Below are 25,233 nucleotides of genomic sequence, written 5' to 3'. Positions count from 1 at the left end.
TCAACCTACTCGCAGCTCTGCGGCGGCGTCTGCCCCTCGATCATGGCGGCGACGAACTTCTCGGTGTCGGCGAGCGAGGCGGCGATGCTGCGCCGGTGGTCGGCGCCGGGGTAGCTGCGGTAGTCCACGGTGATGCCGTCGGCGCAGTAGGAGTCGACCAGGGCATCGGTGAGTTGCGGGGTGACCGTGACGTCGGCGGAGCCCTGCGCGATCAGCACCGGCACCTGCGGGCGGACGGTGGCCGGGTCCTGGCTGGCGAGGTAGTCGGTGAGCCGGCCGGTGTCCGCGCCGGGGGACAGGACGGCGTCGGCCGGGACCGCGGGCAGGGTGCGCAGCTGGTCGAGGCACTGGGTGCGGGCGGCGTCGAGGAACGGCCGGAACTGCTCGCCGACGAGGTGCTCCGGGACGATGCCGGGATCGGCCGCCGCGGCCCCGAGCATGACCAGCGGCAGGAACGGCTGCAGCGCCGGATCCAACGCGGCGGCGTCCCCGACGACGCCGGTGAAGCCCGATCCCGGCGCGATCGCGACCGCGGCCGTCAGGTCCAGCTCGGGCGCCCGGTCGGCGGCGCTGGCCGCGGTGAACAGGGCCGCCTGGCCGCCCTGGCTGTGGCCGATCGCCGCCCAGGTGGTGCTGAGGGACTCGTCGAGTTGGCGCGCCGCGCGCACGATGTCGACGACGTTGGCGGCCTCGCTGGCACCGTTGATGTACGGGGCGGGCCCCGGGCCGCCCAGCCCCTGGTAATCGGTCTGCACCACCGCGTAGCCGGCCGCCACCCAGTGGTCCAGGCTCGGCTGCACCACCTCGAGGTAGCCGTGGGCGGGGCCGGTGTCGAAGTCCAGCGACGGGGCGCAGACCGGGGCGTAGCCGGTGGTGCCGTGCGCCCAGCTGATCACCGGCCAGCCCGCGGCGGGCGGCTCACCGCGCGGCACCGACACCGTCCCGGAGACCACCGAGGCAGCGCCATCGGGGGCCTCGGAGACATAGCTGATCGCCCGGGTGCTTGCCGCGCTGGGCAACGCGGCCGTGCCGGCCAGCGGCCGGGCGGTGAGCAGCGTGCCTGCCGCGGGGGTGGTGCCGGGGTCCGGGGCGGCGTCGGTGCCGCGATCGGAGGCGGTGCAGCCGGCGGCCAGCAGCACCAGCGCGGTGCCCAGGGTGGTCATCAGTCGCATAGCCCGGAGGCTACCGGCGGCCCGGTGTCAGAACGGGGGTGGATCGTCGTCGGCGGGCGGGGAGGAGTCCGCGGCGATCATCTCGGCCTGCCGGGCCAGCCGGGCGTTGCGGTTCCGCCGGCGCTCGGCGGTGACGTAACGGGCGTGAGCGGCGGCGCGAGTGCGCCTCCGAGTGGGCATCAGCGCGGTGCGGTTGGTGCATTGGCGGGCCCGCTCCGGGTCGGGTGGTTCCAGATCGCCGGTGGGCGCGCACAGGCTGGGGAACAGCAGCGTGCTGCCCGGCAGGGTGACGTAGGTGTGGCCGGACGGGGCAGTCCAGATCACCGTGCCGTCAGGTAGCTGTTTGTCGCGCCAGCGCAGGAAAGTCTTGAGCAAGTGGTGTTTTCGGCACAGCAGTTTGCAATTGGAGGCGTGGGTGCGGCCGCCGGCACCGAACGGGACGGTGTGGTCGATGTCGCAGCACAGGGCCGGTTCGTCGCAGTCGGGGAACCGGCAGGTCAGGTCGCGGCACCGGATGAATTCCGCCAGCGCGCGCGACGGCGTGTAGCCCTTCTCCGGCGGCGCATCGACGGGATGGATCAGCGGGCGCAGCCGGGCGGAGGCGGCCAGCTCGACGAGTAGTTCGGGCGGGATGAGCCCGTCGGCGTTCAGCAGCGATGCCGACGAGTCCTGCTCGCCGTTCAGGGCCTGCTGATCGGCGACGACGTGGATGACCACCGGCCGGGGCGCCGGTTTGTTCGCCGCGGCGCAGTCGGCGCGCCGGCACAGGCAGGTGAGCCGCTCGGCGCCCGCGGCGAGGGCTCCCAGCGCGTCGGCGCGCCGCTGCTGGCGGGTGCGCGGGTCCTCTTCGCAGACGGTGTCGGCCAGCGCATCCAGGCGGGCGTCCACCGCGCGGGCGTCGGCGGTGATGAGCCGGCCGCGCACCTCGGTCAGCCCGCCCAGCAGGTCGAAGGTGGTGACCTCCCGTCCGGCCAGCACCTCGCGGCGCTTGCGGACCGCGTCGCGGTCGACGCGGGCGATGATCCGGTCGATGTGTCCGGCCAGTCGGGACTGGCTCAGCGCGGGCCAGCGCGCGGCCCGCGCCGCCACGGCGGCGTCCACGGTGGCCAGCGCCTCGGCGTCGTTGACGAGGCCGGTGCGGTAGCTGATGGTGCGGAAGGTGGAGTCGCTGATGTCGCCGGCCAGCAGCAGCGCGCCCACCTTGGGCAGCCGGTCGCGCAGGTCGCGGGCGTACTCCAGGTAGCTGCCGGCCAGCCGGTGGCCGATGCCCAGGGCCGCGGCGACCTCGGCGGAGACCGCCTCATAGGTGTCGATCGACCATTTCTCCTCGGCGGCGTGCTCGCGGGCACGCAGGGTGTCGAGTCGGCCGATCGCGACGAGCCGCTCGCCGGCCGCGCGGTTCTCCGCCCGCGCGGCGGCGGTGATGCGGTCCAGCAGCGCGGTGGTCGCCGGCGTCTCCGTCCAGCAATACTCGAACATACTTTCGATTGTAGCGGGCAACCCGGACACGCGCCGCAAGTGCGCAGCCCGGAATAGTGCCGCTAGCGTTCGATGCCGAAGACCGGGTCGGGGCAGTCGGTGCCCTCGGCGCTCAGCGCCCGCTTGATCACCTTGAACGTCTCGGTGCGCGGCAGGTCGCGGGCCACCCGCACCACCGACGGCCACTGCTTGGGGCCGAGGTCGGATTGGGCGGCCAGGAAGTCGCGGAAGGCGCCCGGGTCGAACTCCGCGCCGGGGGCGAGGACCAGCGCCGCCATCACCCGGTCGCCGACCGCGGGATCCGGGATCGGGTAGACGGCGGCCTCGATGACGCCGTCGTAGCGCAACAGCACCCGCTCGATGGGCGCGGTGCCCAGATTCTCCCCGTCGACGCGCATCCAGTCGCCGAGGCGACCGGCGAAGTAAGCGAAGCCGGCCTCGTCGCGGTAGGCGAGGTCGCCGCTGTGGTAGATCCCGCCGGCCATCCGTTCCGCCTCGGCGTCGGGATCGTTGTAGTAGCCGCCGAACTGCCCGGCGCCCGCGGTGTTCACCAGCTCACCCACCACGCCCGGCGGGCATTCCGCGCCGGTGTCGACGTCGACGATGCTCACCCCGTCGGCCAGCGGACCCAGCGCGCCCGGCGGGGTGTCGGGGGTGCGCGCGATGCTCACCCCGCCCTCGGAGGAGCCGAAGCCGTCGACGACGGTGACGTCGAACCGCTCGGCGAACCGGGCGATGTCTCGGGCCGCGCCCTCGTTGCCGTACATCAGCCTCAGCGGGTTGTCGGCGTCGTCGGCGGCTTCGGGAGTCGCCAGGATGTAGGAGAGCGGTTTGCCGACGTAGTTGGCGTAGGTGACGTTGTAGCGGCGCACGTCGGGCAGGAAGCCGGAGGCGGAGAACTTGCGGCGCAACGCGATCGACGCGCCGGCGCACACCGCCGGCGCCCAGCCGGCCATGATCGCGTTGGAGTGGAACAGCGGCATCGCCAGGTAGCAGGTGTCGGCCGGGCCGAGCCCGAAGCGCCCGGCCAGCAGCCGGCCCGGATGGGCCACCTTCCAGTGCGTGCAGCGCACCGCCTTCGGGTCGCCGCTGGTGCCGGAGGTGAAGATAAGCATGAACAGGTCGTCGGGATCGGCGGTCGGGAAGTCGACCGGCTCCCCGGAATGAGACGCCACCTCCGCCGCCCAGTCGGGAGATGTCACGTCGATCGCGCCGGGTACCGACACCCCGGCGGTGTTGTCGGTCAGCACCAACTGGCAGTCGGCGTGCTCGATGTCGCGGGCGAGGGCGGCGCCGCGGCGGGTGGGATTGAGCCCGACCGGGACCAGGCCGCAGTGCGCGGCGGCTACCAGCAGCGCGGAGAACACCGGCGTGTTGCCCAGCAGCACACCGACGTGCGGTGGCTTGGCCGGATCCAGCCGCGCCCGCAGCGTGGCCCCGAGGTCGGCCCCGGCCTGGATGTGGTTGCGCCAGCTGATGAAATCGTCGCCGCTGTACACGCCGCGATCGTCGACCTGCGCCAGCGGGGCCAGCAGCGCGGAGACGGTCAGATCGGGCACGGCCGGGATCAGGCCGGACTGTCGGCCAGGTTGCGTCCGATCGCCAGTAACGCCCCGGTCGCACTGCCGAGGGCGAACTCGGTCTGCTTGGCGGACAGGAAGTAGCGGTGCACCGGGTGGTCGGTGTCGATGCCGACACCGCCGTGGATGTGCACGATCGTGTGCGCCACCCGGTGGCCGGCCTCGGCGGCCCAGAAGGCGGCGGTGGCCACCTCGTTGTCGGCGGGCAGATCCTCCGACACCCGCCAGGCCGCCTGGGTCAGCGTGAGCCGCAGGCCCTTGATGTCGATGTAGCCGTCGGCCAGGCGCTGGGCCACCGCCTGGAAGCTGCCGATCGGGCGGTCGAACTGCTCGCGCTCACGGGCGTACTCCGCGGTCAACTCGAGCCCGCGCTCCAGGACGCCGAGTTGAAATGCACTGCGGCCCAGGGCGCGCCGGGAAGTCAGCCAGGAGACGGTGGTCTCGTCGCCGACCAGCCGCGACGCGTCGACGTTCACCTCGGTGAGCTCCAGGTGCCCGACGCAGCCCCGGCCGGTGGTGTCCAGCGCGGTCACGCTCACCCCGGGGGTGTCGGCGTCGATGAGGAAAACCCGGGCGCCGGAGTCGGTGTCGGCGGCGACCAGGAAGGCGTCGGCGACAGGGGCGTAGCCCACCTGGGTGCGGGTGCCGGTGAGCGTGTACTCGGCATCGCCGCCGCGGGCGCGCACCGGGGCCTCGTCCATGTCGGCGTCGAGGGCGACGGTGAGCACCTTGGTGTCGGTCACCGCCGGTGCCGCCCAGTCCTGTTGCAGCGCTTCGGAGCCGAACCGCGCCAGCGCCCCCACGCCGAGGATCACCGACTCCAGGTAGGGCACCGCCGCGAGCTGGCGGCCGAGCGCGGTGAGCACCGCGGTCTGCTCGAGCACGCCGAAACCGCCGCCGTCCAACGATTCCGGGGCGACCGCCGAGAGGATGTCGGAGTCGATCAGCTTGCGCCACAGTTCCCGGTCGAACCGCTGGTCGAGCCCGTCGATGGTGCGCTGGTGTTCCGGGGTGCACACGCTGTCGACGATGGTGCGAACCAGGCCGGACAGGTCCTGCGCCGCTTCGGTGGTGGTGAAGTCCATGGTGAGAGTCCTTTGCCTGAAAGAGGGTCAGCGGCTGCGGGGCAGGCCGAGGGCGACCATGCCGATGATGTCGCGCTGCACCTCGTTGGTGCCGCCGCCGAAGGTCAGGATCAGCGCCGCCCGGTGCATCCGCTCCACGCGGCCGCGCAGCAGCGCGCCCGGCGAGTCCTGGCGCAGGGTGGCCGCGGTGCCCAGCACCTCCATCAGCAGCCGGTAGGCCTCGGTGGCCAGTTCGGTGCCGTAGACCTTCGCGGCCGACGCGTCGGCCGGCGACGGCGCGGCGTCCTTGGCCGAGGCGAGTTCCCAGTTGTACAGCTTGAGCACCTCGGCCTTGGCGTGCACCCGGGCGAGGTTCAACTGCACCCACTGCGAGTCGATCAGCCGGTTGCCGTGTACGTCCTTGGTGTGCTGCGCCCACAGCCGCACCTCGTCGAGCGCGGTGAAGATCGGCTGCGCCGAGACCAGCGCCACCCGTTCGTGGTTGAGCTGGTTGGTGACCAGCTTCCAGCCGCCGTTCTCCTCGCCGACGAGGTTGGCCACCGGCACCCGCACGTCGGAGTAGTAGGTGGCGCTGGTGTCCGGGCCGGCCATGGTGTGCACCGGGGTCCAGGAGAACCCGTCGGCGGTGGTCGGCACGATCAGCATCGAGATCCCGCGGTGCTTCTTGGCCTCCTGGTTGGTGCGCACCGCCAGCCAGACGTAGTCGGCGTAGGCGATCAGCGAGGTCCACATCTTCTGGCCGTTGACCACGTAGTCGTCGCCGTCGCGCACCGCGGTGGTGCGCAGCGCCGCCAGGTCGGTGCCGGCCTCCGGCTCGGAGTAGCCGATCGCGAAATGCAGGTCACCGGAGGCGATCTTGGGTAGGTAGAACTTCTTCTGCTCGTCGGTGCCGAACGCCATGATCGTCGGCGCGACGCTGTTGATGGTCAGGAACGGCACCGGGGCGCCGGCGATCGCCGCCTCGTCGGTGAAGATCAGCTGATCCATCGGGGGCCGGGCCTGCCCGCCGTACTCGGTCGGCCAGCCCAGCGCCAGCCAGCCGTCGGTCCCCATCTGGGCGACGGTCTCGCGGTAGACGTTGCCGGTGCCGTACTCGCCCTGGGTGGAGCTGAGCGCCTCGCGGCGCTCCGGGGTCATCAGGGTGGTGAAGTAGGACCGCAGTTCCCGGCGCAGCTCTTCCTGCTCAGGGGTGTAGTGAATGCGCATGGGCGTGTCGACCTCCGGTTCGATGCATGGTGCCACAGGTCGCCGGCGACGGCCCTGCACTCGCCTTTCCTTGTAACACGTTCTAGTCTGAGGGTCCAAGCCGTATTCTGTAGCCGCGGCCCGCAGCCCCGGGCCCGTCCGGCACACGGTGCAAGGAGGTAGTCATGCGAGTGGAAGTGGACCTCGATCGGTGCGAGGGTAACGCCATCTGCGTTGGAATCGACCCGGACATCTTCGAGCTGAACGACGACGAGCAGGCGCATGTCAAGATCGCGCCGATCCCCGCGGACAAGGAAGCCCACGCCCAGCAGGCGATCGACGAATGTCCCCGGGCCGCCCTGATTCGCCGAGACTAGAGGTATTCATAAATTGACTGACAGCAGCAACGCGACCGATCTGTCCGGAAAGGTCGCGGTGGTGACCGGTGCCGCCGCCGGCCTGGGCCGCGCCGAGGCGATCGGCCTGGCCCGGTCCGGCGCGACCGTCGTGGTCAACGACATCGCCGCCGCCCTGGACTCCTCCGACGTGGTCGACGAGATCACCGCCGCGGGTGCCACCGCGGCGGCGGTGCCCGGGGACATCTCCGAGCGCGCCACCGCCGACGCCCTGGTGGGGCGCGCCGACGAGCTCGGCGGGCTGTCGATCGTGGTCAACAACGCCGGGATCACCCGGGACCGGATGCTGTTCAACATGTCCGACGAGGAGTGGGACGCGGTGCTCGCGGTCCACCTGCGCGGACACTTCCTGCTCACCCGCAACGCCGCCGCCTATTGGCGGGCGAAGGCCAAGGCCGGTGACGGCAAGGTCTACGGCCGGCTGGTCAACACCTCCTCGGAGGCCGGCCTGGTGGGCCCGGTCGGTCAGGCCAACTACGGCGCCGCCAAGGCGGGGATCACCGCGCTGACCCTGTCGGCGGCCCGCGCCCTGGGCAACTACGGGGTCTGCGCCAACGCGATCGCGCCGCGGGCGCGCACCGCGATGACCGCGGCGGTCTTCGGCGAGGAGCCGGAGTTGGCCGAGGGTGAGGTCGACTCCCTCTCGCCGGAGCACGTGGTCAACCTGGTCCGGTTCCTGTCCTCGCCGGCCGCCGAGAACGTCAACGGCCAGCTGTTCATCGTCTACGGGCCGACCGTGACGCTGCTGGCCGCGCCCACCATCGAGCGTCAGTTCACCGCCGAGGCCCCGGCGTGGGATCCGGCGGCGCTGGGCGAGACGCTGCGCGGCTACTTCGCCGACCGCGACCCCGCCGTAAACTTCGCGGCGACCGCCGTCATGGAGTCCTGAGGCGCTCCGAGCCGGCGGCGCATCGACCCGCATTTAACGGAGTCGAGTGCGTTATACCTGCTTTGACACCGAGAACACGTTCTAGTTAATATGATGCGGCTCACAGCGGCCGACGTCCACCGAAAGTCAGTGCGCGCAACGCTGTCCAGCCCGCAGCGCGAGAAGGGAACCGAGGTTGATCGAGCAGCTCGCGGTTCCGGCACGGGCTGTGGGCGGCTTCTTCGAAATGTCCCTGGACACCTTTCGGGGCATCTTCCGCCGGCCGTTCCAACTCCGCGAGTTCCTCGACCAGACCTGGATGATCGCCCGGGTGTCGCTGGTGCCGACGCTGCTGGTGGCCATCCCGTTCACCGTCCTGGTGGCGTTCACCCTCAACATCCTGCTGCGCGAGATCGGCGCCGCCGACCTCTCCGGCGCCGGCACCGCGTTCGGCACCATCACCCAGCTGGGGCCGGTGGTCACCGTGCTGGTGGTCGCCGGGGCGGGCGCCACCGCGATCTGCGCCGACCTGGGCGCGCGCACCATCCGCGAGGAGATCGACGCGATGCGGGTGCTGGGCATCGACCCCATCGCCCGGCTGGTGGTGCCCCGGGTGCTGGCCTCGACGTTCGTCGCGTTGCTGCTCAACGGGCTGGTGTGCGCGATCGGCCTCTCCGGCGGCTATGTTTTCTCGGTGTTTCTGCAGGGCGTCAACCCGGGTGCGTTCATCAACGGGCTCACCGTGCTCACCGGGCTGCCCGAGCTGCTGCTCGCCGAGGTCAAGGCGCTGCTGTTCGGGGTGGTCGCCGGCCTGGTCGGCTGCTACCGCGGGCTGACGGTCAAGGGCGGCCCCAAGGGGGTCGGCAACGCGGTCAACGAGACCGTCGTCTACGCGTTCATCTGCTTGTTCGTGATCAACGTCATCATGACCGCGATCGGCGTGCGGGTGCTGACCCGATGAGGCCGCGATGAGCTACGACGCCACCGTGAAGTTCCAGCGCTTCGTCGCCGGGCTGCCCCGCTTCGCCGACGGCTTCGGTGAGCAGGCGCTGTTCTACGGCCAGTCGATGCGCTACATCCCCAACGCGCTCACCCGCTACCGCCGCGAGACCATCCGGCTGATCGCCGAGATGACGATGGGCACCGGGGCGCTGGTGCTGATCGGCGGCACCGTCGGCGTCGCCACCTTCTTGACCCTGGCCTCCGGCGGCGTCATCGCCGTGCAGGGCTTCTCCTCGCTGGGCGACATCGGCATCGAGGCGCTCACCGGGTTCCTCTCGGCGTTCCTCAACGTGCGCATCGTCGCGCCGGTGGTGGCCGGCATCGCGCTGGCCGCGACCATCGGCGCCGGCGCCACCGCCCAACTGGGCGCGATGCGGGTGGCCGAGGAGATCGACGCGGTGGAGTCGATGGCGGTGCACGCCGTGTCCTACCTGGTGTCCACCCGCCTGATCGCCGGGCTGATCGCGATCATCCCGCTGTATTCGCTGGCCGTGCTGGCCGCGTTCTTCGCCGCCCGGTTCACCACCGTCTACATCAACGGCCAGTCGCCCGGACTCTACGACCACTACTTCGACACCTTCCTGAACCCGGTCGACCTGCTGTGGTCGTTCGCGCAGGCGATCGTGATGTCGGTGGCGGTGATGCTGGTGCACACCTATCACGGCTTCAACGCCGCGGGCGGGCCCGTCGGCGTGGGCATCGCGGTCGGTCAGGCCGTGCGCACCTCGCTGGTCGTCGTGGTGGTCATCACCTTGTTCATCTCGCTCGCCGTCTACGGCGGGTCCGGTAACTTCAACCTCTCGGGTTAGCGGAAGGACCAGCACCCAGGACTATGGCCGACATCGATGCCAACCGCACACACGTCAGGATTGCCGCGGCAATCCTGGCGGCGTTGTTGGCGGCTGCGGCGGTGTTCACCTTCCTGGCCTACACCGCGGCGTTCACCCCCACCGACACCGTCACGGTCACCGCGCCGCGCGCCGGGCTGGTGATGGACGCCGACGCCAAGGTCAAATACCGCGGCGTGCAGATCGGCAAGGTCAAATCGATCGACTACATCGGCGATCAGGCGCAGCTGACCCTGTCGATCACCCGCGGCCAGCTGCGCTACGTGCCCTCCGACGCGACCGTGCACATCGCCAGCAACACCATCTTCGGCGCCAAGTCGGTGGAGTTCCTCAAACCCGAAGCCGGCGCCCGGCCGGCCGCCCCGATGCGCCCCGACACCGTGGTGGCCGCCTCGGCGGTCCAGGTGGAGGCCAACACGCTGTTCGAGACCCTCAGCGACGTGCTGAAGAAGGTCGACCCGGTGCACCTCAACGCGACCATGAGCGCGCTCGGGGAGGGCCTGCGCGGCCACGGCGACGACCTGGGCGCCACCCTGACCGGGCTGAACGACTATCTGGCCCAACTCAACCCGCGGCTGCCCACCGTGCACGAGCTGTTCGCCAAGACCGCCACCGTCGGCAACATCTACGCCGACGCCGGCGACGACCTGGTGACCGTCATCAGCAACACCCCGGACATCAGCGCCACGATCGTCGACCAGCAGGACAACCTCAACGCCGCGCTGCTGGCGGCCACCGGGCTGGCCAACAACGCCTACGACACCCTGGCGCCGGCCGCCGACGACTACATCGCCGCCATCCAGCGGGCCCGGGCCCCGGCGAAGGTGCTCGGCGACTACTCCCCGGAGTTCGGCTGCCTGCTCGAGGCGCTGGTGACCGCCAAGCAGAACTTCGGCCCGATCATCGGTGGCACCAAGCCGGGGCTGTTCGTCTCCTCCAACTTCGTGCCCGGGGTGCCCGCCTACACCTACCCGGAGAGCTTGCCGATGGTGAACGCCTCCGGCGGACCGAACTGCCGCGGCCTGCCCAACTTCCCGAACAAGCAGATGGGCGGCTCCTGGTACCGGGCGCCGTTCCTGGTCACCGACAACGCCTACATTCCGTTCGAGCCGAACACCGAGCTGCAGTTCGACGCCCCGTCGACCGCGCAGTTCCTGTTCAACGGCGCCTTCGCGGAACGGGACGAGTACTGATGCGCGCGGACAAGACGCTGGTCAAGGTCTCGGTGTTCACGGTGGTGATGCTGCTGGTCGCCGGGGCGCTGGTGGTGATCTTCGGCGAGTTCCGGTTCGCCGCGGGCAACACCTACCACGCCACCTTCCACACCGCCTCCCGGCTCAAGTCCGGCCAGGATGTGCGGATCGCCGGCATCCCGGTGGGGACGGTGAAGTCGGTCAAACTGCAGCCGGACAACACCGTCGACGTCGCCTTCGATGTCAGCAAGCGCTACCAGCTCTACACCTCCTCGCAGGCGCTGATCCGCTACGAGAACCTCGTCGGCGACCGCTACCTGGAGATCACCTCCGGGCCCGGCGACCTGGTCAAGCTGGCGCCCGGCGCCACCCTGCCGCTGGACAACACCCGGCCGGCGCTGGACCTCGACGCGCTGCTGGGTGGGCTGCGCCCGGTGGTCAAGGGCCTGGATGGGGAGAAGCTCAACGAGATCAGCGGCGCGGTCATCGAACTGTTGCAGGGCAACGACGGCGCGCTGTCGGCGATGCTGGCAAGCACCAGCGCGTTCAGCCAGTCGCTGGCCGCCCGCGACCAGCTCATCGGCGACACCGTCACCAACCTCAACACGGTGCTGAGCACCGTCGACGCCAAGGCCGAGGAGTTCGACGCCAGCGTCGACCAGCTCCAACAGCTGATCTCCAGCCTGGCCGAGGGCCGCGACCCGATCGCCGGGGCGATCGAGCCGCTGGCGTCGGCGGAATCCGATCTCACCGACATGCTGGTCAAGGGCCGCCGCCCGGTGCAGGGGGTGCTGGAGAACGTGCGCCCGCTGGCGACCGTGGTCGACGACCGCAAGGGCGAGGTCAACGACGTCATCGAGCCGCTGGCCGAGAACTACATGCGGCTCAACGCGCTCGGCGCCTACGGCTCGTTCTTCAACATCTACTACTGTTCGATCCGCATCAAGATCAACGGCCCGGCCGCCAGTGACGTGCTGATCCCGTTCGGCGGCCCCGCCGACCCGTCGAAGGGGAGGTGTTCCCCTGTCAAGGATTGACGGCGTGTCCGTGATGGACCGCACCCTGCGCACCGGGATCTTCGGCGTGGTCACGGTGGTGTGCCTCGTGCTGGTGTCGTTCGGCTACACCTCGCTGCCGTTCTGGCCGCAGGGCAAGGACTACAGCGCCTACTTCACCGACGCCAGCGGCATCGCCCCGGGCAGTGACGTGCAGATCTCCGGCATCAAGGTCGGCAAGGTCAAGTCGGTGGCCCTCGACGGCGCCAACGCCCGGGTGGACTTCACCGTGGACCGCAAGCTCGCCATCGGCGACCAGTCGCTGGCCGCGATCCGCACCGAGACGGTGCTCGGCGAGAAGGCGCTGGCGATCACCCCGCTGGGCGCGGGCGCGGTCACCGTCATCCCGGTCGGGCGCACCACCACCCCCTACACGCTGAACACGGCGCTGCAGGACCTCGGCGGCAACGCAGGCAAACTCGACAAGGACCAGCTGGAGCGGGCGCTGGGCGTGCTCACCGACTCGCTGCAGGCGGCGACACCGCAACTGCGCGGCGCCCTGGACGGGGTGGCGGAGCTGTCCCGCAGCCTCAACGCCCGCGACGAGGCGTTCGGCCAGCTGCTCGGCCACGCCCGGTCGGTCACCACCTCGCTCAGCGAACGCGCCGACCAGGTCACCCAGCTGGTCAACGACGGCAACCAGCTCTTCGCCGCCCTCGACCGGCGCCGCCAGGCCCTGGCCACCCTGATCGCCGGCATCGATGACGTCTCCACCCAGCTGTCCGGGTTCGTCGCCGACAACGAGGCCGAGTTTGGGCCCGCGCTGACCAAACTCAACCTGGTGCTCGACAACCTGCTGGAGCGCAAGGACCACCTCAGCGAGGGGCTGCGCCGGCTGCCCGGCTTCGCCACCGCGCTCGGCGAGGTCGTCGGATCCGGCCCCGGCTTCCAGATCAACCTCTACGGTCTGCCGCCGGCCACCATCTCCGAGGTGCTGCTCGACGCCTACTTCCAGCCCGGCAAGCTGCCCGACAGCCTCGCCGACTACCTGCGCGGCATGATCACCGAACGCCTCATCATCCGGCCGAGGTCGGCATGACGATCACCTCGACCGGTTTCCGCGACAGGGCCCTGCGCCGCTCCCTGGTCGGCGTGCTGGTGGCGATGCTGGTCGCCGGGATCTACCTGGTCTGGCCCGCCACCCGCGGGCACAAGATCGTCGCGTATTTCCCGTCGGCGGTGGGGCTTTATCCCTCCGACGACGTCCGCGTCGCGGGGGTGCCGGTCGGCCGCATCGACTCCATCGAGCCGCGCGCCGACGACGTCAAGGTCACGATGACGGTCAACCCGGGGGTCAAGATCCCCGCCGACGCCGATGCCATCGTGATCGCGCCGAACATCGTCTCGGCCCGGTTCATCCAGCTGCGCCCGGCCTACACCGGCGGACCCACTCTGCCCGACGGCGCCGCCCTGGACCTCAAGCGCACCGCGGTCCCGGTGGAGTGGGACGACGTGAAAGCCGAACTCACCAAGCTCAGCGGCCAGCTGGGCCCGCAGGTCGGCGAGTTGCAGGGCCCGCTGAGCCGGTTCGTCAACCAGGCCGCCGACACCTTCGACGGCAACGGCGACTCGTTCCGGCAGGCGCTGCGGGAACTGTCCCAGACCGCCGGGCGGCTCGGCGACTCGCGCGGCGACCTGTTCGGCACGATCAAGAACCTGCACATCCTCGTCGACGCGCTGTCCTCCAGCAACGAGCAAATCGTGCAGTTCTCCGACCACGTCGCCTCGGTCTCCCAGGTGCTGGCCGACAGCTCGGTCGGGCTCGACAACACCCTGGGCACCCTCAACCAGGCGCTGTCGGACGTGCGCGGTTTCCTCAACGAGAACAACTCGGTGCTCATCGACTCGGTGGACAAACTGTCCCAGCTCACCCAGATCACCACCGATCAGAGCGACGCCATCGAGCAGGTCCTGCACATCACCCCCAACGGGTTGGCGAACTTCTACAACATCTACGACCCCGCCCAGGGCGCGGTCACCGGGCTGTTGTCGCTGCCCAACCTCGCCAACCCGGTGCAGTTCATCTGCGCGGGCACCTTCGACGTCGGCTCCAACCCGGACAACTTCAAACGCGCCGAGATCTGCCGGCAGCGGATGGGGCCGGTGCTGCGCCGGGCGACGATGAACTTCCCGCCGCTGCTGCTGCACCCGGTCAACGGCATCACCGCCTACAAGGGTCAGGTCATCTACGACACCCCGGAGACCGAGGCGAAGGCGAAGACCCCGATCCCCTACCTGCAGTGGCAGCCGCTGCCCGGGGTCACCCCGCCGGACCCGGCCGAGATCAGCAAGCTGCTGTTGCCCGCCGACCCCGAGCAGGGGGAAGGCGAATGAGCGTGACGCGGTGGACGGCGCGGCTGAAACGCGCCGGGGTGGTCGCGGCGGCCGGGGTGCTGCTGGCCGGCTGCCAGTTCGGCGGGCTGAACTCGCTGAACATGCCCGGCACCAAGGGGCACGGCAAGGGCTCCTACAACATCTGGGTGCAGGTGCCCGACGTGGCCACCCTGCCGCAGAACTCGCCGGTGATGATCGACGACGTCACCGTCGGCAGCGTCTCGGGGGTGCAGGCGGTCCAGCGGCCGGACGGCACCTTCTACGCGCTGCTGCAGCTGTCGCTGGAAGGCGACGTGGACCTGCCCGCCAACGCGGTCGCCCGGGTGGCGCAGACGTCGTTGCTGGGCTCGCAGCACGTCGCGCTGGCCGAACCCGACGACGTCCCGCCGATGGGCAAGCTCAGCGAGGGCTCGGAGATTCTGCTGACCCACTCCGACCGCTACCCGACCACCGAGGAAGTGCTGGCCTCGCTGGGCATGGTGGTCAACAACGGCAACCTGGGCGCGCTGCAGGACGTCACCGAGGAGATGTACGCCGCGGTGGTGGGCCGCACCGGGGGACTCAACACGCTGATCCCGCGGCTGGCGGAGCTGACCGGGTCCCTCGAGCAGCAGACCGGCGACATCATCGCCGCGCTGGACGGGCTGAACCGCTTCTCCGGCAAACTGGCCGCCAACAAGGAGCACCTGGGCAAGGCGCTGGAGTCGCTGCCGGCGGCGCTGGGCGTGCTCAACGACAACAGCACGGTCATGGTCGACGCGTTCGCCGCCCTCGGCCGGGTGGGCGAGGTGGCCGCACGGGTGCTCTCGGAGACCAAGGACGACTTCGTCGCCGACATGATCGACATGTACCCGGTGATCAAGTCCTTCGCCGACAACGCCGACAACCTGGTGGGCGCGCTGCCGATCATCCTGACCTTCCCGTTCACCAGCTACTACATCAAGAACGCGGTGCGCGGCGACTACCTGAACGTGTTCGTGACCTTCGACCTGACCCTGCGCCGGCTGGGCGAGACGGTGTTCACCACCTCCGCGCTCGACCCGAACATGCAGCACCTGTCCGAGGTGGTCAACCCGCCGGACTACCTGCTCGGCGCGATGGCCAACCTGTCCGGTCAGGCCGCGAACCCGTTCGAGATCCCGCCCAAGAACGGGGGTGAGGGCTGATGCTGGACCGGCTCACCCGCGTGCAACTGGCGATCTTCGCGCTGGTCACGGTGCTGTCCGTCGGGGCGATCTCGATCTTCTACCTGCAGGTGCCGTCCGCGCTGGGGATCGGCACCTACAACGTCACCGCCGATTTCGTGGCCGCCGGCGGCATCTACGAGAACGCCAACGTCACCTACCGCGGCGTGACCGTGGGCCGGGTGCAGTCGGTGAGCCTCAACGACGACGGCGTCGACGCGCACATGCGGCTCAACTCCGGCATGCCGATCCCCGACAACGTCACCGCGACCGTCAAGAGCGTCTCGGCGATCGGTGAGCAGTACATCGACCTGGTGCCGCCGGACCCGGCGTCGACGGAGAAACTGCGCGACGGCGCCCGCATCGGGCAGGACCGCACCGCGATCGGCCAGGACATCGCCGGCATGCTGGCCGAGGCGCAGAACCTGGTCAGCAGCCTCTCCGACGCCCGGGTGCAGGACCTGCTGACCGAGGCGTTCAAGGCGTTTCACGGCACCGGGCCGGAGCTGGCCCGGCTGATCGAGGCGTCCCGGCTGCTGGTCGACGAGGCCAACGCCAACGCCGGGGACACCTTCGCGCTGATCGAGCAGGCCGGCCCGTTCCTCGACGCGCAGATCCGCGCCGGCGACGACATCAAGGCGATGGCCGACGGGCTGGCCCGGTTCACCACCGAGCTGCGCGGCGCCGACTCGGAGTTCCGCCAGACGCTGGCCACCACCCCCGGTGCGGTCGACGCCGCCAACACCGCCTTCAGCGGGATCCGGCCGTCGTTCCCGGCGCTGGCCGCGAACCTGGCCAACCTGGGCCGGATCGGGGTGATCTACCACAAGTCCATCGAGCAGGCCCTGGTGATCTTCCCGGCGCTGATCGCCGCGCTGATCACCGTCGCCGGCGGGGTGCCCGCCGACGAGGGCGGCAAGCTGGACTTCAAGATCAGCCTGGGTGACCCGCCGCCGTGCCTGGTCGGGTTCGTGCCGTTCACCGAGATCCGGTCCCCGGCCGACGAGACGCTGCGCGAACTGCCCGACGACCTGTACTGCAAGACCGCGCAGAACGACCCGTCGGTGGTGCGCGGCGCGCGCAACTATCCGTGCATGGAGGTGCCGGGCAAACGCGCCCCGACCGTGCAGCTCTGCCGCGACCCGGAGGGCTACCAGCCGATCGGGTCCAACCCGTGGCGCGGCCCGCCCATCCCGTACGGCAGCGTGCCGGTCACCGACCCGCGGATGACGCTGCCGATGAACAAGTTCCCCTACATCCCGCCGGAAGCCGACTACGACCCCGGCCCGCCGGTGGTGCAGCTGCCGCCGGGCGTGCCGCCGGGCCCCGGACCGGCGCCCAACCCGCCGTATCCGCTGCCGATGCCGCCCAACGAGCCGGGCCCGCAGCCGGCGCCGTGGCCCTACTACGCGCCGCCGGACCAGAACCTGCCGACCGCCCCGGGCGGCAACGACGGCCTGCCGCCCTACGGGCGTCAGCCGCCGGGACCGCCACCCGGCCCGGCGCCGCAGGCCGCCGGACCCGCCTACGGCGTCTACGACTCGGAGAGCGGTGAGTTCGTCGACCAGGACGGCACCACCGGGGTGTTCGCCGCCGGGGCCACCGGCGCGACCTCGGCGGAGAACTGGGTGGATTTGATGCTCGACCCCAGATCCGCATAATGGCCCACGTGGTAACCGAGCAGACGGCACCGACCGCGGACACCGGCACCCGCGTGCGCCGCCGCGCCTCCCGGGCGGCCGGCCCGGCCGGGGAGGCGGCCACCGCGCGGGTGGCCTCGACCGGGCGGCCCGCCAGCCCGGTGCTGCGGTCGGCCACCCCGCCGCGCCCGCAATCCCACCGGCTGCTGGTCGCCGTGGTGGCGGCGGCGACCGCGTTCGTGCTTACCGCGGTGCTGGCCGGGCTGGTCGCCGTGGCGGCGCGGTCCGAGCGCAGCGCCGACGCCGAGGCGGCCCGCCAGCAGCGGTTCGTCGACACCGCCAGCCAGACGGTGGTCAACATGTTCAGCTACGACCAGGACCACATCGACGACAGCATCGACCGCTGGATCCACAACCTCAGCGGTCCGCTGCGCGACCAGTTCAGCCAGCCCGGCACCGTCGACATGCTCAAGGGTCTGTTCGTCGACACCAAATCCGACTCCGAGGCGGTCATCAACGCCGCCGCGCTGGAGAGCATCGACGAGGAGACCAACCGGGCCTCGGTACTGGTGGCCGCGCGGGTCACCGCCACCGACGTCAACGACGGCGTCAACCAGCCGTCCCAGCCGTACCGGCTGCGGGTGATCGTGCAGGAGGACTCCGCCGGCGCCATGACCGCCTACGACCTGCTCTGGCCCAACGGGGGCGCCTGATGCCCGGGACGTCCCCGTGGCCGCAGCGGCTGCTGGGGATCCTCGCCGCGGTGCTGGCCGCGGCGTTCGTCGGGCTGTCGGCCGTCGGCGGCTTCCTGTACTGGAACCGGGCGGAGGCCCACGCCGCGCAGGACACCCGCGCGGAACTGGCGCCGCTGGCCGCCGAGACCATCCCGAAGATCCTCGGCTACGACTACCAGACCGTCGAGACCACGATGACCGACGTGTACCCGCTGCTCACCCCGCGCTACCGGCAGGAGTTCGAGCAGCAGGCCACCCAGACCGTCATCCCGCAGGCGCGGCAACGCCAGATCGTCAGCCAGGTCAACGTGGTCGGTCACGGCGTGATGTCCGCGGCCCGCAACAGCGGCATGGTGCTGGTGTATCTGAACCGCACCGTCACCGACAAGAGCAAGGAACCGCTGGTCGACGGCGCCCGGGTGCAGGTCAGCTACGAAAAGGTCGACGGCCGCTGGCTGATCGACATGATCAAACCGATCTGACTCACGCCGAGCAGTGCCACGGGTCGTTGCAGTGCAACGGGTGCTCGTTGACCGGGATGTCCAGCGGCCGCTGGAAGGTCAACGTGAACGGGGTCTTGGTCAGCGCCGGGGCCACCTTGCCGCCGCAGACCTCCGCGTTGGAGCGGGTGTGGGTGCCGGCCAGCGTCGCGCTGTCGAAGCTGTAGGTGTGCTGAACCTCCGCCGTCGACCCGTCCGGGCAGGTCAAGCCGCGCGGTGACGGGAAACTGGTCGTCCACAGGTTGTTGGTCAGCCGGAACTGCCCGGCCTTCTCGTCGGCGGTGTTGGGCACCACCATCGACGCGTTGAGCGAACATCCCATCGGGGTGCAGGTGGGGTAGACCCGCCACATCGCATCCGGGGCGCCTTCCTCGGTGTAGGTGTAGATGCCCTGGATCGGGTCGGCGGCCTGCGCCGGCGCGGCACCGGCGAGGGTCAGCCCGACCGCACCGGCGAACACCGCGGCGGCACCGGCCCATCCTCGAGAACGCGTCATGGTGCCCAATTTAAACAGAGCCCGACGGCGGTGTGGCCGGTTCGGTGCCCGCCGCCCCCAGCGCATCGAGAAACGACCGGGCCCAGCGGTCCACGTCGTGGGTCAGCACCTGCCTGCGCAGCGCCCGCATCCGGCGGCGGCCCTCGTCGGCGGACTGGCCGATCGCCGCCTCGATGGTGTTCTTCACCCCGTCGAGGTCGTGCGGGTTCACCAGGTAGGCGTGCCGCAGTTCGTCGGCGGCGCCGGTGAACTCGCTGAGCACCAGCGCGCCGCCCAGATCGCTGCGGCAGGCGATGTACTCCTTGGCCACCAGGTTCATCCCGTCGCGCAGCGGGGTGACCAGCATGACGTCGGCGGCCACGAAGAACGCGATCAGCTCGTCGCGGGGCACCGGGCGGTGCAGGTAGTGCACCACCGGGTGGCCAACCTCGCCGTACTCACCGTTGATGTGGCCGACCTCGCGTTCGATGTCGTCGCGCAACTCCCGGTAGCTGTCCACCCGCTCCCGGCTCGGGGTGGCCAGCTGGACGAACACGGTGTCCGCGCCGTGGACCCGGTCCTCGGCCAGCAGCTCGGCGAACGCCTTGAGCCGCACGTCGATGCCCTTGGTGTAGTCCAGCCGGTCCACGCCCAGCAGGATCGTGCGCGGGTTGCCCAGCTCGGCGCGGATCTCCCGGGCGCGGCGGCGCACCGCCCGCTGCCGGGCCTGCCGGTCCAGGCTGGCCGAGTCGATGGAGATCGGGAACGCGCCGACCCGCACCGTGCGCGAGCCGTAGGCCACCTCCCCGAACCTCGAGCGCACCCCCACCGAGGCGCGGCTGGTGGGGGCGCCCACCAGCCGGCGCGCCAGGATCAGGAAGTTCTGCGCGCCGCCGGTCAGGTGGAACCCGACCAGGTCGGCGCCGAGCAGCCCCTCGGTGATCTCGGTGCGCCACGGCATCTGCATGAACAGCTCCACCGGCGGGAACGGGATGTGCAGGAAGAAGCCGATGGTCAGGTCGGGGCGCAGTTCGCGCAGCATCGCCGGCACCAGCTGCAGCTGGTAGTCCTGCACCCACACCGTCGCGCCGGGCGCGGCGGCCCGCGAGGTGGCCTCGGCGAACCGGCGATTGACGTCGACGTAGCGGTCCCACCAGGCGCGGTGGTAGATCGGCTTGACGATCACGTCGTGATACAGCGGCCACAGGGTGGCGTTGGAGAAGCCCTCGTAGTACTCGGCGATGTCGTCGGCGCTCAGCGGCACCGGGTGCAGCAGCAGGTCGTCGTCGGCGATCGGCGCCTCGGTGTCGGCGGGCAGGTCGGCCACCCCGGGCCAGCCCACCCAGGCGCCGCGGCGGCGGCGCAGCAGCGGCTCCAGCGCGGTGACCAGCCCGCCCGGGGCACGCTTCCAGGTGGCGGTGCCGTCCGGGTGGCGCTCCATGTCGATGGGCAACCGGTTGGCCACCACGACGAAATCGGATTCGCCGTGCGGTCCCGTCCCCATCTAGGCGTCGGTCTTCGCCGGTCCGATACCGAGCATCGACAGGAATACCCGGCACTCGTCGGCGTCGGTGGCGTAGGCGGCCACCACCCGCCGCGCCTGCCGTTCGGTGCTGTCGGCCAGCGGCTCCACCTCGCCGATCGCGGCGGGATCAGATTTTGCGGACATGGGTCCAACTGTAGGCGAAATGCGCAGATCGCGGCGGCCGGCGGGGGCGGGCCGCCGGGTAGGGTGCTGCAGGTGACTGCCGAGACGGTGACCTACGAAACCCTCGAGGGCGGCCGGATCGCCCGGATCTGGCTGAACCGGCCGGAAAGCCACAACGCCCAGCACCGCACCCTGCTGGTCGCCCTGGACGAGGCGTTCGCCCGCGCCGAGGCCGACGACGAGGTGCGGGTGGTGATCCTGGCCGCCCGCGGCAAGAACTTCTCCGCCGGGCACGACCTGGGCTCGGAGGAGGCGCTGGCCGAACGCCGGCCCGGCCCGGCCCAGCACCCCACGTTCACCAGCCACGGCGGCACCCGCGACGGCGTGGTGGAGAAGACCTACCTGCAGGAGTGGCACTTCTACTTCGAGAACACCCGCCGCTGGCGCAACCTGCGCAAGATCACCATCGCCGCGGTGCAGGGCAACGTGATCTCGGCCGGGCTGATGCTGATGTGGGCCTGCGACCTGATCGTGGCCGCCGACAACGCCCGGTTCTCCGACGTGGTCGGGGTGCGCCTGGGCATGCCCGGCGTCGAATACTATGCGCACCCCTGGGAGTTCGGGCCGCGCAAGGCCAAGGAGCTGCTGCTGACCGGGGACTCGATCGACGCCGAGGAGGCCCACCGGCTCGGCATGGTGTCCAAGGTGTTCCCGCTCGACCGCCTCGAGGAGGACACCCTGGCCTTCGCCCGGCGCATCGCGCAGCGCCCGACGATGGCGGCCCTGCTGATCAAGGACTCGGTCAACGCCGCCGCCGACGCGATGGGCTTCGACGAGGCGCTGCGGCACGGCTTCCACATCCACCAGCTCGGCCACGCCCACTGGGCGGCGACCAACGACAACCGCTTCCCGGTGGCCCTGCCGCCCGACGTCGAGGACTGGCGCAGCGCCGGTCCGACCCAACTGGCCCGCCGCGACCGGCCCTGACCCAGGAGTTCCAGCATGCAGCTCGACTTCGCCGACCGCAGTTATCTGGTGACCGGCGGCGGTAGCGGCATCGGCAAGGGGGTGGCGGCCGCGCTGGCCGCCGCGGGCGCGGCGGTGCTGATCGTCGGCCGCGACACCGACCGGCTGGCCGCGGCCGCGCAGGAGATCGGCGGGCGGCTGGCCGCCGAGGACCCCGCCGGGCGGGTCGATTACCGCTCGGTGGACGTGACCGACGAGGAGCAGGTGGCCGGCGCGGTCGCCAGGATCGTCGAGCGGCACGGCCGGCTGCACGGGGTGGTGCACTGCGCGGGCGGCTCGCAGACCATCGGCCCGGTCACCCAGATCGATTCGGCGGCGTGGGCGCGCACCGTCGAGCTGAACGTCACCGGCACCATGCACGTGCTCAAACACAGCGCCGCGGCGCTGGTACGCGGCGGCGGCGGCTCGTTCGTAGGTATCTCCTCGATCGCGGCGTCGAACACCCACCGCTGGTTCGGCGCCTACGGGCCCACCAAGTCCGCGGTCGACCACCTGATGAAGCTGGCCGCCGACGAGCTGGGCGCCTCCCGGGTGCGGGTCAACGGGATCCGGCCGGGGCTGATCCGCACCGAGCTGGTCACCGCGATCCTGGACTCGCCGGCGCTGAGCGAGGACTACGCGATCAACACCCCGCTGCCGCGCCCCGGGGAGGTCACCGACGTCGCCAACCTGGCGCTGTTCCTGCTCTCCGACGCCGCCGAATGGATCACCGGGCAGGTCATCAACGTCGACGGCGGCCAATCGCTGCGCCGCGGTCCGGACTTCACCTCGATGCTCGAGCCGGCCTTCGGCGCCGACGGACTGCGCGGGGTGGTGTAGATGGGCGTCTACGCGGTCACCGGGGCCGCGTCGGGGATGGGCCGGCAGGCGGCGGACAAGCTGCGCGCGGCCGGGCACACCGTGATCGGCGTGGATCTGCGCGACGCCGAGGTGATCGCCGACCTGTCCACCCCGGGCGGGCGCGCCGAGGCCGCCGCGGCGGTGCTCACCGCCGCCGACGGGCGCCTGGACGGGGCGGTGCTGGCCGCCGGACTGGGGCCCACCCCGGGCCGGGACCGGGCGCGGCTGATCTTCGCGGTCAACCACTTCGGGGTGGTGGAGCTGCTGGAAGCGTGGCGGCCGGGGTTCGCCGCCGCCGGGTCGGCCAAGGTGGTGGTGATCGGCTCGAACTCGTCGACCACCACCCCGCCGGTGCCGCGCCGCGCCATCCGGGCCCTGCTCGCCGGGGACCAGGGCAAGGCCGAGCGCGCGGTGCGGCTGTTCGGTTCCGGGGCGCCGACGTTCGCCTATGCGGCCTCCAAGATCGCGATCAGCCGCTGGGTGCGCCGCCACGCGGTGACCGCCGAGTGGGCCGGCGCCGGGATCCGGCTCAACGTGCTCGCGCCGGGGGCGATCATGACCCCGCTGCTGGAGAAGCAGCTGGCCACCCCGCGGGAGGCCAAGGCGATCAAGGCATTCCCGGTGCCGGTGGGCCATTTCGGCGACGCCGAGCAGCTGGCCGACTGGATGCTGTTCATGCTCTCCGACGCGGCGGAATTCCTGTGCGGCAGCGTGATCTTCGTCGACGGCGGCTCGGACGCCTACTTCCGCGCCGACGACTGGCCGCGCAGTGTGCCGCGGCGCGGCGTGCCGCGCTACCTCGACCGGTTCCGGCGGTTCCGCGCGACGCGCTAAGACGTCAGCAGGTCGAAACCCTTGTAGCCGGCCGCCGCCACGTCGGCGATGATCTGGCCGTACACCCCGAAGCCGCCGACGAACGGCATGAACACCCGCGGCTTACCGGCGATGTTCGCGCCCAGATACCACGAGTCCGCCTGCGGCATCAAGGTTTCCGCCGCCCGCCGGGTGCACTCCGCGCCCCAGCCCTCCGCGGCGTCGGGGCAGGCCTCCAGGCCGGTGGCGCCGTGGTCGGCCAGGTAGCCGATCGCGTCGGCCACCCAGTCGACGTGCAACTCGGAGTGCAACACCATGTTGGCCAGCACCGACGGGCTGCCCGGCCCGGTCAGGTTGAACAGGTTGGGGAATCCCGGCACCGACAGGCCCAGATAGGTCACCGGGCCGCCGGCCCACACGTCGTTGAGGGTGGCGCCGCCGCGCCCGACGATGTTGATCTTGGCCACCGACCCGGTCATCGCGTCGAACCCGGTGGCCAGCACCAGCGCGTCCAGGCCGTAGTGGGCGGCGGCGGTGTGCAACCCGGCGGCGTCGAAACGCTCGATGGGGGTGGCGCGGACGTCCACCAGGTGCACGTGGTCGGCGTTGAAGGTCTGGTAGTAGTGGTCGTCGGTGCAGATCCGTTTGGCGCCGATCGGGTGACCGCGCGGGATCAGCAGGTCGGCCACCGCCGGGTCGTCGATGACCGCGCGGACCTGCTCCTCCCAGAACAGTCGGGCGGTGTCGTTGGCCGGCAGCGACGTCAACTGGTCGGGGAAGGTCTTCGCGAACAGCACGCCGCCGAGTCGCCAGCGTTCGGCGTAGGCCGCCCGGCGCTCCGCGTCGGAGACCGCCAGCGCCGACCGGGGGTGCGGCCGGTGCGGTGACCCCCCGCCGCTGGTCATCGACGCCGCCCGCCGCTGCGGATAGCTCGCCTTCTGGGCGCGGCGGGTCGCGTCGTCGAGGGGGACGTTGCCCGCCGGCACGCTGTAGTTGGCGGTGCGCTGGAAGACGAACAGTTCGCCGGCCTGCTCGGCGATGCGGGGGATGGCCTGGATGCCCGAGGAGCCGGTGCCGATCACCCCGACCCGCAGACCGGTGAAGTCCACGCCCTCGTGCGGCCAGTGCGCGGTGTGGTAGATCGGGCCGGCGAAGGTGTCCAGGCCGGGAATGGCCGGGATGTTCGCGTTGGACAGCGGGCCGACCGCCAGCACGCAGTACCGCGCCGACACCTCGTCGCCGGCCTCGGTGCGGACCGTCCAGCGCAGGGTGGCCTCGTCGAGAACGATGTCGGTGACCCGGGTGCCGAAGGTGATGTCGCGGCGCAGGTCGAACCGGTCGGCGACGTGGTCGAGGTAACGGCGGATCTCCGGGCCGGTGGCGTACTTCTCGGTCCAGTCCCAGTCCTGCTGCAGGTCGGCGTCGAAGGAGTAGGAGTAGTCGACGCTCTCCACGTCACACCGCGCCCCCGGATAGCGGTTCCAGTACCAGACGCCGCCCACCCCGTCGGCGGCCTCGAACACCCGGACCCGCAACCCGTCGGCACGCAACCGGTGCAGGGCGTACAACCCGGCGAAGCCCGCGCCCACCACGACCACGTCGACCGAACCGCTCATGACGGCGACGCTACGGCGGGCGGCTCGGCCGCGACCCGGCCTGTCTCGCCCACCGAGACAGGCTGTGACCGTGGTCGCGGCGCTGTGGTGGTGTGGCCGGCATGACAGCGAAATCCCTGGCGGAGAAGGTCGTGCTGGTCACCGGCGGCGCCCGCGGTCTCGGGGCCGCCTTCGCCCGCGACATCGTGGCCCGCGGCGGCCGGGTGGTGATCGGCGACCTGCTCGACACCGAGGGCGCCGAACTCGCCGCGGAGCTGGGTGCACCCGCGCGCTTCGTGCACCTCGACGTCACCGAGCCGGGCCAGTGGGCGGCGGCGGTCACCGCCACCCGGGATGCGTTCGGCGCGCTGACCGGCCTGGTCAACAACGCCGGAGTGTCCACCGGGCAGCTGCTCGAACACGAGCCGGTGGACCACTTCCGCAGCGTGCTGGAGATCAACCTGGTCGGGGTCTTCAACGGCATCCAGGCCGTCATCGCCCCGATGCGCGCGGCCGGCGGCGGCTCGATCGTCAACATCTCCTCGGCCGCCGGGCTGGTCG

Annotated in this window: 25 protein-coding genes; 16 read left to right on the top strand and 9 right to left on the bottom strand. The window is 71.1% G+C overall.

From position 1 onward, the window contains the following. Positions 1–5: 5 nt before the first annotated feature. From A5643_RS13525 to A5643_RS13505, 5 genes are all read right to left on the bottom strand, one after another. On the bottom strand, positions 6–1,172 hold the full coding sequence (locus tag A5643_RS13525; protein WP_066856389.1) for an alpha/beta hydrolase family protein: 1,167 nt from the start codon (positions 1,170–1,172) through the stop codon (positions 6–8). A 27-nt stretch (positions 1,173–1,199) separates the two neighbouring features. Continuing rightward, positions 1,200–2,651, bottom strand: a complete 1,452-nt coding sequence (locus tag A5643_RS13520; protein ID WP_066856385.1) for an HNH endonuclease signature motif containing protein — start codon at positions 2,649–2,651, stop codon at positions 1,200–1,202. A 62-nt stretch (positions 2,652–2,713) separates the two neighbouring features. Then, a complete protein-coding gene (gene fadD17, locus A5643_RS13515) occupies positions 2,714–4,210 on the bottom strand; it encodes a long-chain-fatty-acid--CoA ligase FadD17 (protein WP_066856382.1) in 1,497 nt (498 codons plus the stop codon). A gap of 8 nt (positions 4,211–4,218) precedes the next feature. Next, positions 4,219–5,316 (bottom strand): acyl-CoA dehydrogenase family protein, encoded by a 1,098-nt coding sequence (locus A5643_RS13510; protein WP_066856379.1) that lies wholly within the window; start codon positions 5,314–5,316, stop codon positions 4,219–4,221. Positions 5,317–5,343: 27 nt separating this feature from the next. After that, positions 5,344–6,522 (bottom strand): acyl-CoA dehydrogenase, encoded by a 1,179-nt coding sequence (locus A5643_RS13505; protein WP_066856376.1) that lies wholly within the window; start codon positions 6,520–6,522, stop codon positions 5,344–5,346. Between the two features lie 164 nt (positions 6,523–6,686). Here A5643_RS13505 and A5643_RS13500 point away from each other — a divergent pair, with 164 nt between their 5' ends. From A5643_RS13500 to A5643_RS13445, 12 genes are all read left to right on the top strand, one after another. Further along, positions 6,687–6,878 (top strand): ferredoxin, encoded by a 192-nt coding sequence (locus tag A5643_RS13500; RefSeq protein WP_066856372.1) that lies wholly within the window; start codon positions 6,687–6,689, stop codon positions 6,876–6,878. Between the two features lie 13 nt (positions 6,879–6,891). Then, entirely contained in the window at positions 6,892–7,806 is a 915-nt protein-coding gene (locus tag A5643_RS13495) for a 3-oxoacyl-ACP reductase (RefSeq protein ID WP_066856369.1), read from the top strand. A 175-nt stretch (positions 7,807–7,981) separates the two neighbouring features. Beyond that, on the top strand, positions 7,982–8,746 hold the full coding sequence (locus A5643_RS13490; protein WP_066856366.1) for an MlaE family ABC transporter permease: 765 nt from the start codon (positions 7,982–7,984) through the stop codon (positions 8,744–8,746). Positions 8,747–8,753: 7 nt separating this feature from the next. Then, entirely contained in the window at positions 8,754–9,596 is an 843-nt protein-coding gene (locus A5643_RS13485) for an MlaE family ABC transporter permease (RefSeq protein WP_066856363.1), read from the top strand. A gap of 23 nt (positions 9,597–9,619) precedes the next feature. After that, complete coding sequence (locus A5643_RS13480; RefSeq protein ID WP_066856360.1) at positions 9,620–10,828, top strand: MCE family protein; 1,209 nt, start codon at positions 9,620–9,622, stop codon at positions 10,826–10,828. Then, positions 10,828–11,865 carry an MCE family protein gene (locus A5643_RS13475; RefSeq protein ID WP_066856357.1) on the top strand — a complete coding sequence of 346 codons (1,038 nt, stop codon included), beginning with the start codon at positions 10,828–10,830 and terminating at the stop codon, positions 11,863–11,865. The genes A5643_RS13480 and A5643_RS13475 overlap by 1 nt, the downstream gene beginning before the upstream one ends. Before the next feature lie 13 nt (positions 11,866–11,878). After that, positions 11,879–12,922, top strand: coding sequence for an MCE family protein (locus tag A5643_RS13470; RefSeq protein WP_066856354.1), 1,044 nt, complete (start codon positions 11,879–11,881; stop codon positions 12,920–12,922). Beyond that, on the top strand, positions 12,919–14,217 hold the full coding sequence (locus A5643_RS13465; RefSeq protein ID WP_066856351.1) for an MCE family protein: 1,299 nt from the start codon (positions 12,919–12,921) through the stop codon (positions 14,215–14,217). The genes A5643_RS13470 and A5643_RS13465 overlap by 4 nt, the downstream gene beginning before the upstream one ends. After that, entirely contained in the window at positions 14,214–15,383 is a 1,170-nt protein-coding gene (locus A5643_RS13460; RefSeq protein ID WP_066856348.1) for an MCE family protein, read from the top strand. The genes A5643_RS13465 and A5643_RS13460 overlap by 4 nt, the downstream gene beginning before the upstream one ends. Continuing rightward, entirely contained in the window at positions 15,383–17,062 is a 1,680-nt protein-coding gene (locus A5643_RS13455) for a virulence factor Mce family protein (protein WP_066856345.1), read from the top strand. The genes A5643_RS13460 and A5643_RS13455 overlap by 1 nt, the downstream gene beginning before the upstream one ends. Beyond that, on the top strand, positions 17,062–17,754 hold the full coding sequence (locus tag A5643_RS13450; RefSeq protein ID WP_066856342.1) for an Rv1363c family protein: 693 nt from the start codon (positions 17,062–17,064) through the stop codon (positions 17,752–17,754). The genes A5643_RS13455 and A5643_RS13450 overlap by 1 nt, the downstream gene beginning before the upstream one ends. Continuing rightward, entirely contained in the window at positions 17,754–18,257 is a 504-nt protein-coding gene (locus A5643_RS13445; protein WP_066856339.1) for an Rv1363c family protein, read from the top strand. The genes A5643_RS13450 and A5643_RS13445 overlap by 1 nt, the downstream gene beginning before the upstream one ends. Position 18,258: 1 nt before the next feature. Here A5643_RS13445 and A5643_RS13440 read toward each other — a convergent pair whose 3' ends face one another. From A5643_RS13440 to A5643_RS18475, 3 genes are read right to left on the bottom strand one after another with little or no spacing between them, the layout of a single operon-like run. Further along, entirely contained in the window at positions 18,259–18,771 is a 513-nt protein-coding gene (locus A5643_RS13440; protein ID WP_156628806.1) for a hypothetical protein, read from the bottom strand. Between the two features lie 10 nt (positions 18,772–18,781). Further along, on the bottom strand, positions 18,782–20,254 hold the full coding sequence (locus A5643_RS13435; RefSeq protein ID WP_066856334.1) for an alpha,alpha-trehalose-phosphate synthase (UDP-forming): 1,473 nt from the start codon (positions 20,252–20,254) through the stop codon (positions 18,782–18,784). After that, complete coding sequence (locus tag A5643_RS18475; protein ID WP_165756477.1) at positions 20,255–20,419, bottom strand: hypothetical protein; 165 nt, start codon at positions 20,417–20,419, stop codon at positions 20,255–20,257. 63 nt (positions 20,420–20,482) lie between these two features. Between A5643_RS18475 and A5643_RS13430 the strand changes: the two genes are divergently transcribed. The 3 genes from A5643_RS13430 to A5643_RS13420 are packed head-to-tail and all read left to right on the top strand — an operon-like array spanning position 20,483 to position 23,098. Beyond that, positions 20,483–21,385 (top strand): enoyl-CoA hydratase, encoded by a 903-nt coding sequence (locus A5643_RS13430; protein WP_156628805.1) that lies wholly within the window; start codon positions 20,483–20,485, stop codon positions 21,383–21,385. A gap of 15 nt (positions 21,386–21,400) precedes the next feature. Next, entirely contained in the window at positions 21,401–22,243 is an 843-nt protein-coding gene (locus A5643_RS13425; protein ID WP_066856331.1) for an SDR family oxidoreductase, read from the top strand. Beyond that, the gene (locus tag A5643_RS13420; RefSeq protein ID WP_066856328.1) at positions 22,244–23,098 is read left to right on the top strand and encodes an SDR family oxidoreductase; all 855 of its coding nucleotides are present in this window, start codon (positions 22,244–22,246) and stop codon (positions 23,096–23,098) included. On the opposite strand, the gene A5643_RS13415 is transcribed toward A5643_RS13420, so the two are convergent. Continuing rightward, the gene (locus A5643_RS13415) at positions 23,095–24,693 is read right to left on the bottom strand and encodes a flavin-containing monooxygenase (protein WP_066856325.1); all 1,599 of its coding nucleotides are present in this window, start codon (positions 24,691–24,693) and stop codon (positions 23,095–23,097) included. The genes A5643_RS13420 and A5643_RS13415 overlap by 4 nt on opposite strands. Positions 24,694–24,794: 101 nt before the next feature. On the opposite strand from A5643_RS13415, the gene A5643_RS13410 reads away from it, so the two are divergent. After that, the coding region (locus tag A5643_RS13410; RefSeq protein WP_156628804.1) for an SDR family NAD(P)-dependent oxidoreductase at positions 24,795–25,233 on the top strand (439 nt) is incomplete at its 3' end.

The organism is Mycobacterium sp. 1274756.6, assembly GCF_001668625.1.
GTDB lineage: Bacteria > Actinomycetota > Actinomycetes > Mycobacteriales > Mycobacteriaceae > Mycobacterium.
The sequence above is the reverse complement of the archived record's forward strand: the minus strand, read 5'-3'. Positions and strand labels throughout refer to the sequence as shown.

Coding starts and splice junctions, on each gene's coding strand:
- A5643_RS13470 (WP_066856354.1), top strand. CDS start 11,879: ATGGACCGCACCCTGCGCACCGGGATCTTCGGCGTGGTCACGGTGGTG.
- A5643_RS13485 (WP_066856363.1), top strand. CDS start 8,754: ATGAGCTACGACGCCACCGTGAAGTTCCAGCGCTTCGTCGCCGGGCTG.
- A5643_RS13460 (WP_066856348.1), top strand. CDS start 14,214: ATGAGCGTGACGCGGTGGACGGCGCGGCTGAAACGCGCCGGGGTGGTC.
- A5643_RS13455 (WP_066856345.1), top strand. CDS start 15,383: ATGCTGGACCGGCTCACCCGCGTGCAACTGGCGATCTTCGCGCTGGTC.
- A5643_RS13415 (WP_066856325.1), bottom strand. CDS start 24,693: ATGAGCGGTTCGGTCGACGTGGTCGTGGTGGGCGCGGGCTTCGCCGGG.
- A5643_RS13425 (WP_066856331.1), top strand. CDS start 21,401: ATGCAGCTCGACTTCGCCGACCGCAGTTATCTGGTGACCGGCGGCGGT.
- A5643_RS13440 (WP_156628806.1), bottom strand. CDS start 18,771: ATGACGCGTTCTCGAGGATGGGCCGGTGCCGCCGCGGTGTTCGCCGGT.
- A5643_RS13480 (WP_066856360.1), top strand. CDS start 9,620: ATGGCCGACATCGATGCCAACCGCACACACGTCAGGATTGCCGCGGCA.
- A5643_RS13450 (WP_066856342.1), top strand. CDS start 17,062: ATGGCCCACGTGGTAACCGAGCAGACGGCACCGACCGCGGACACCGGC.
- A5643_RS13445 (WP_066856339.1), top strand. CDS start 17,754: ATGCCCGGGACGTCCCCGTGGCCGCAGCGGCTGCTGGGGATCCTCGCC.
- A5643_RS13525 (WP_066856389.1), bottom strand. CDS start 1,172: ATGCGACTGATGACCACCCTGGGCACCGCGCTGGTGCTGCTGGCCGCC.
- A5643_RS13510 (WP_066856379.1), bottom strand. CDS start 5,316: ATGGACTTCACCACCACCGAAGCGGCGCAGGACCTGTCCGGCCTGGTT.
- A5643_RS13420 (WP_066856328.1), top strand. CDS start 22,244: ATGGGCGTCTACGCGGTCACCGGGGCCGCGTCGGGGATGGGCCGGCAG.
- A5643_RS13475 (WP_066856357.1), top strand. CDS start 10,828: ATGCGCGCGGACAAGACGCTGGTCAAGGTCTCGGTGTTCACGGTGGTG.
- A5643_RS13520 (WP_066856385.1), bottom strand. CDS start 2,651: ATGTTCGAGTATTGCTGGACGGAGACGCCGGCGACCACCGCGCTGCTG.
- A5643_RS13435 (WP_066856334.1), bottom strand. CDS start 20,254: ATGGGGACGGGACCGCACGGCGAATCCGATTTCGTCGTGGTGGCCAAC.
- A5643_RS13465 (WP_066856351.1), top strand. CDS start 12,919: ATGACGATCACCTCGACCGGTTTCCGCGACAGGGCCCTGCGCCGCTCC.
- A5643_RS13505 (WP_066856376.1), bottom strand. CDS start 6,522: ATGCGCATTCACTACACCCCTGAGCAGGAAGAGCTGCGCCGGGAACTG.
- A5643_RS13500 (WP_066856372.1), top strand. CDS start 6,687: ATGCGAGTGGAAGTGGACCTCGATCGGTGCGAGGGTAACGCCATCTGC.
- A5643_RS18475 (WP_165756477.1), bottom strand. CDS start 20,419: ATGTCCGCAAAATCTGATCCCGCCGCGATCGGCGAGGTGGAGCCGCTG.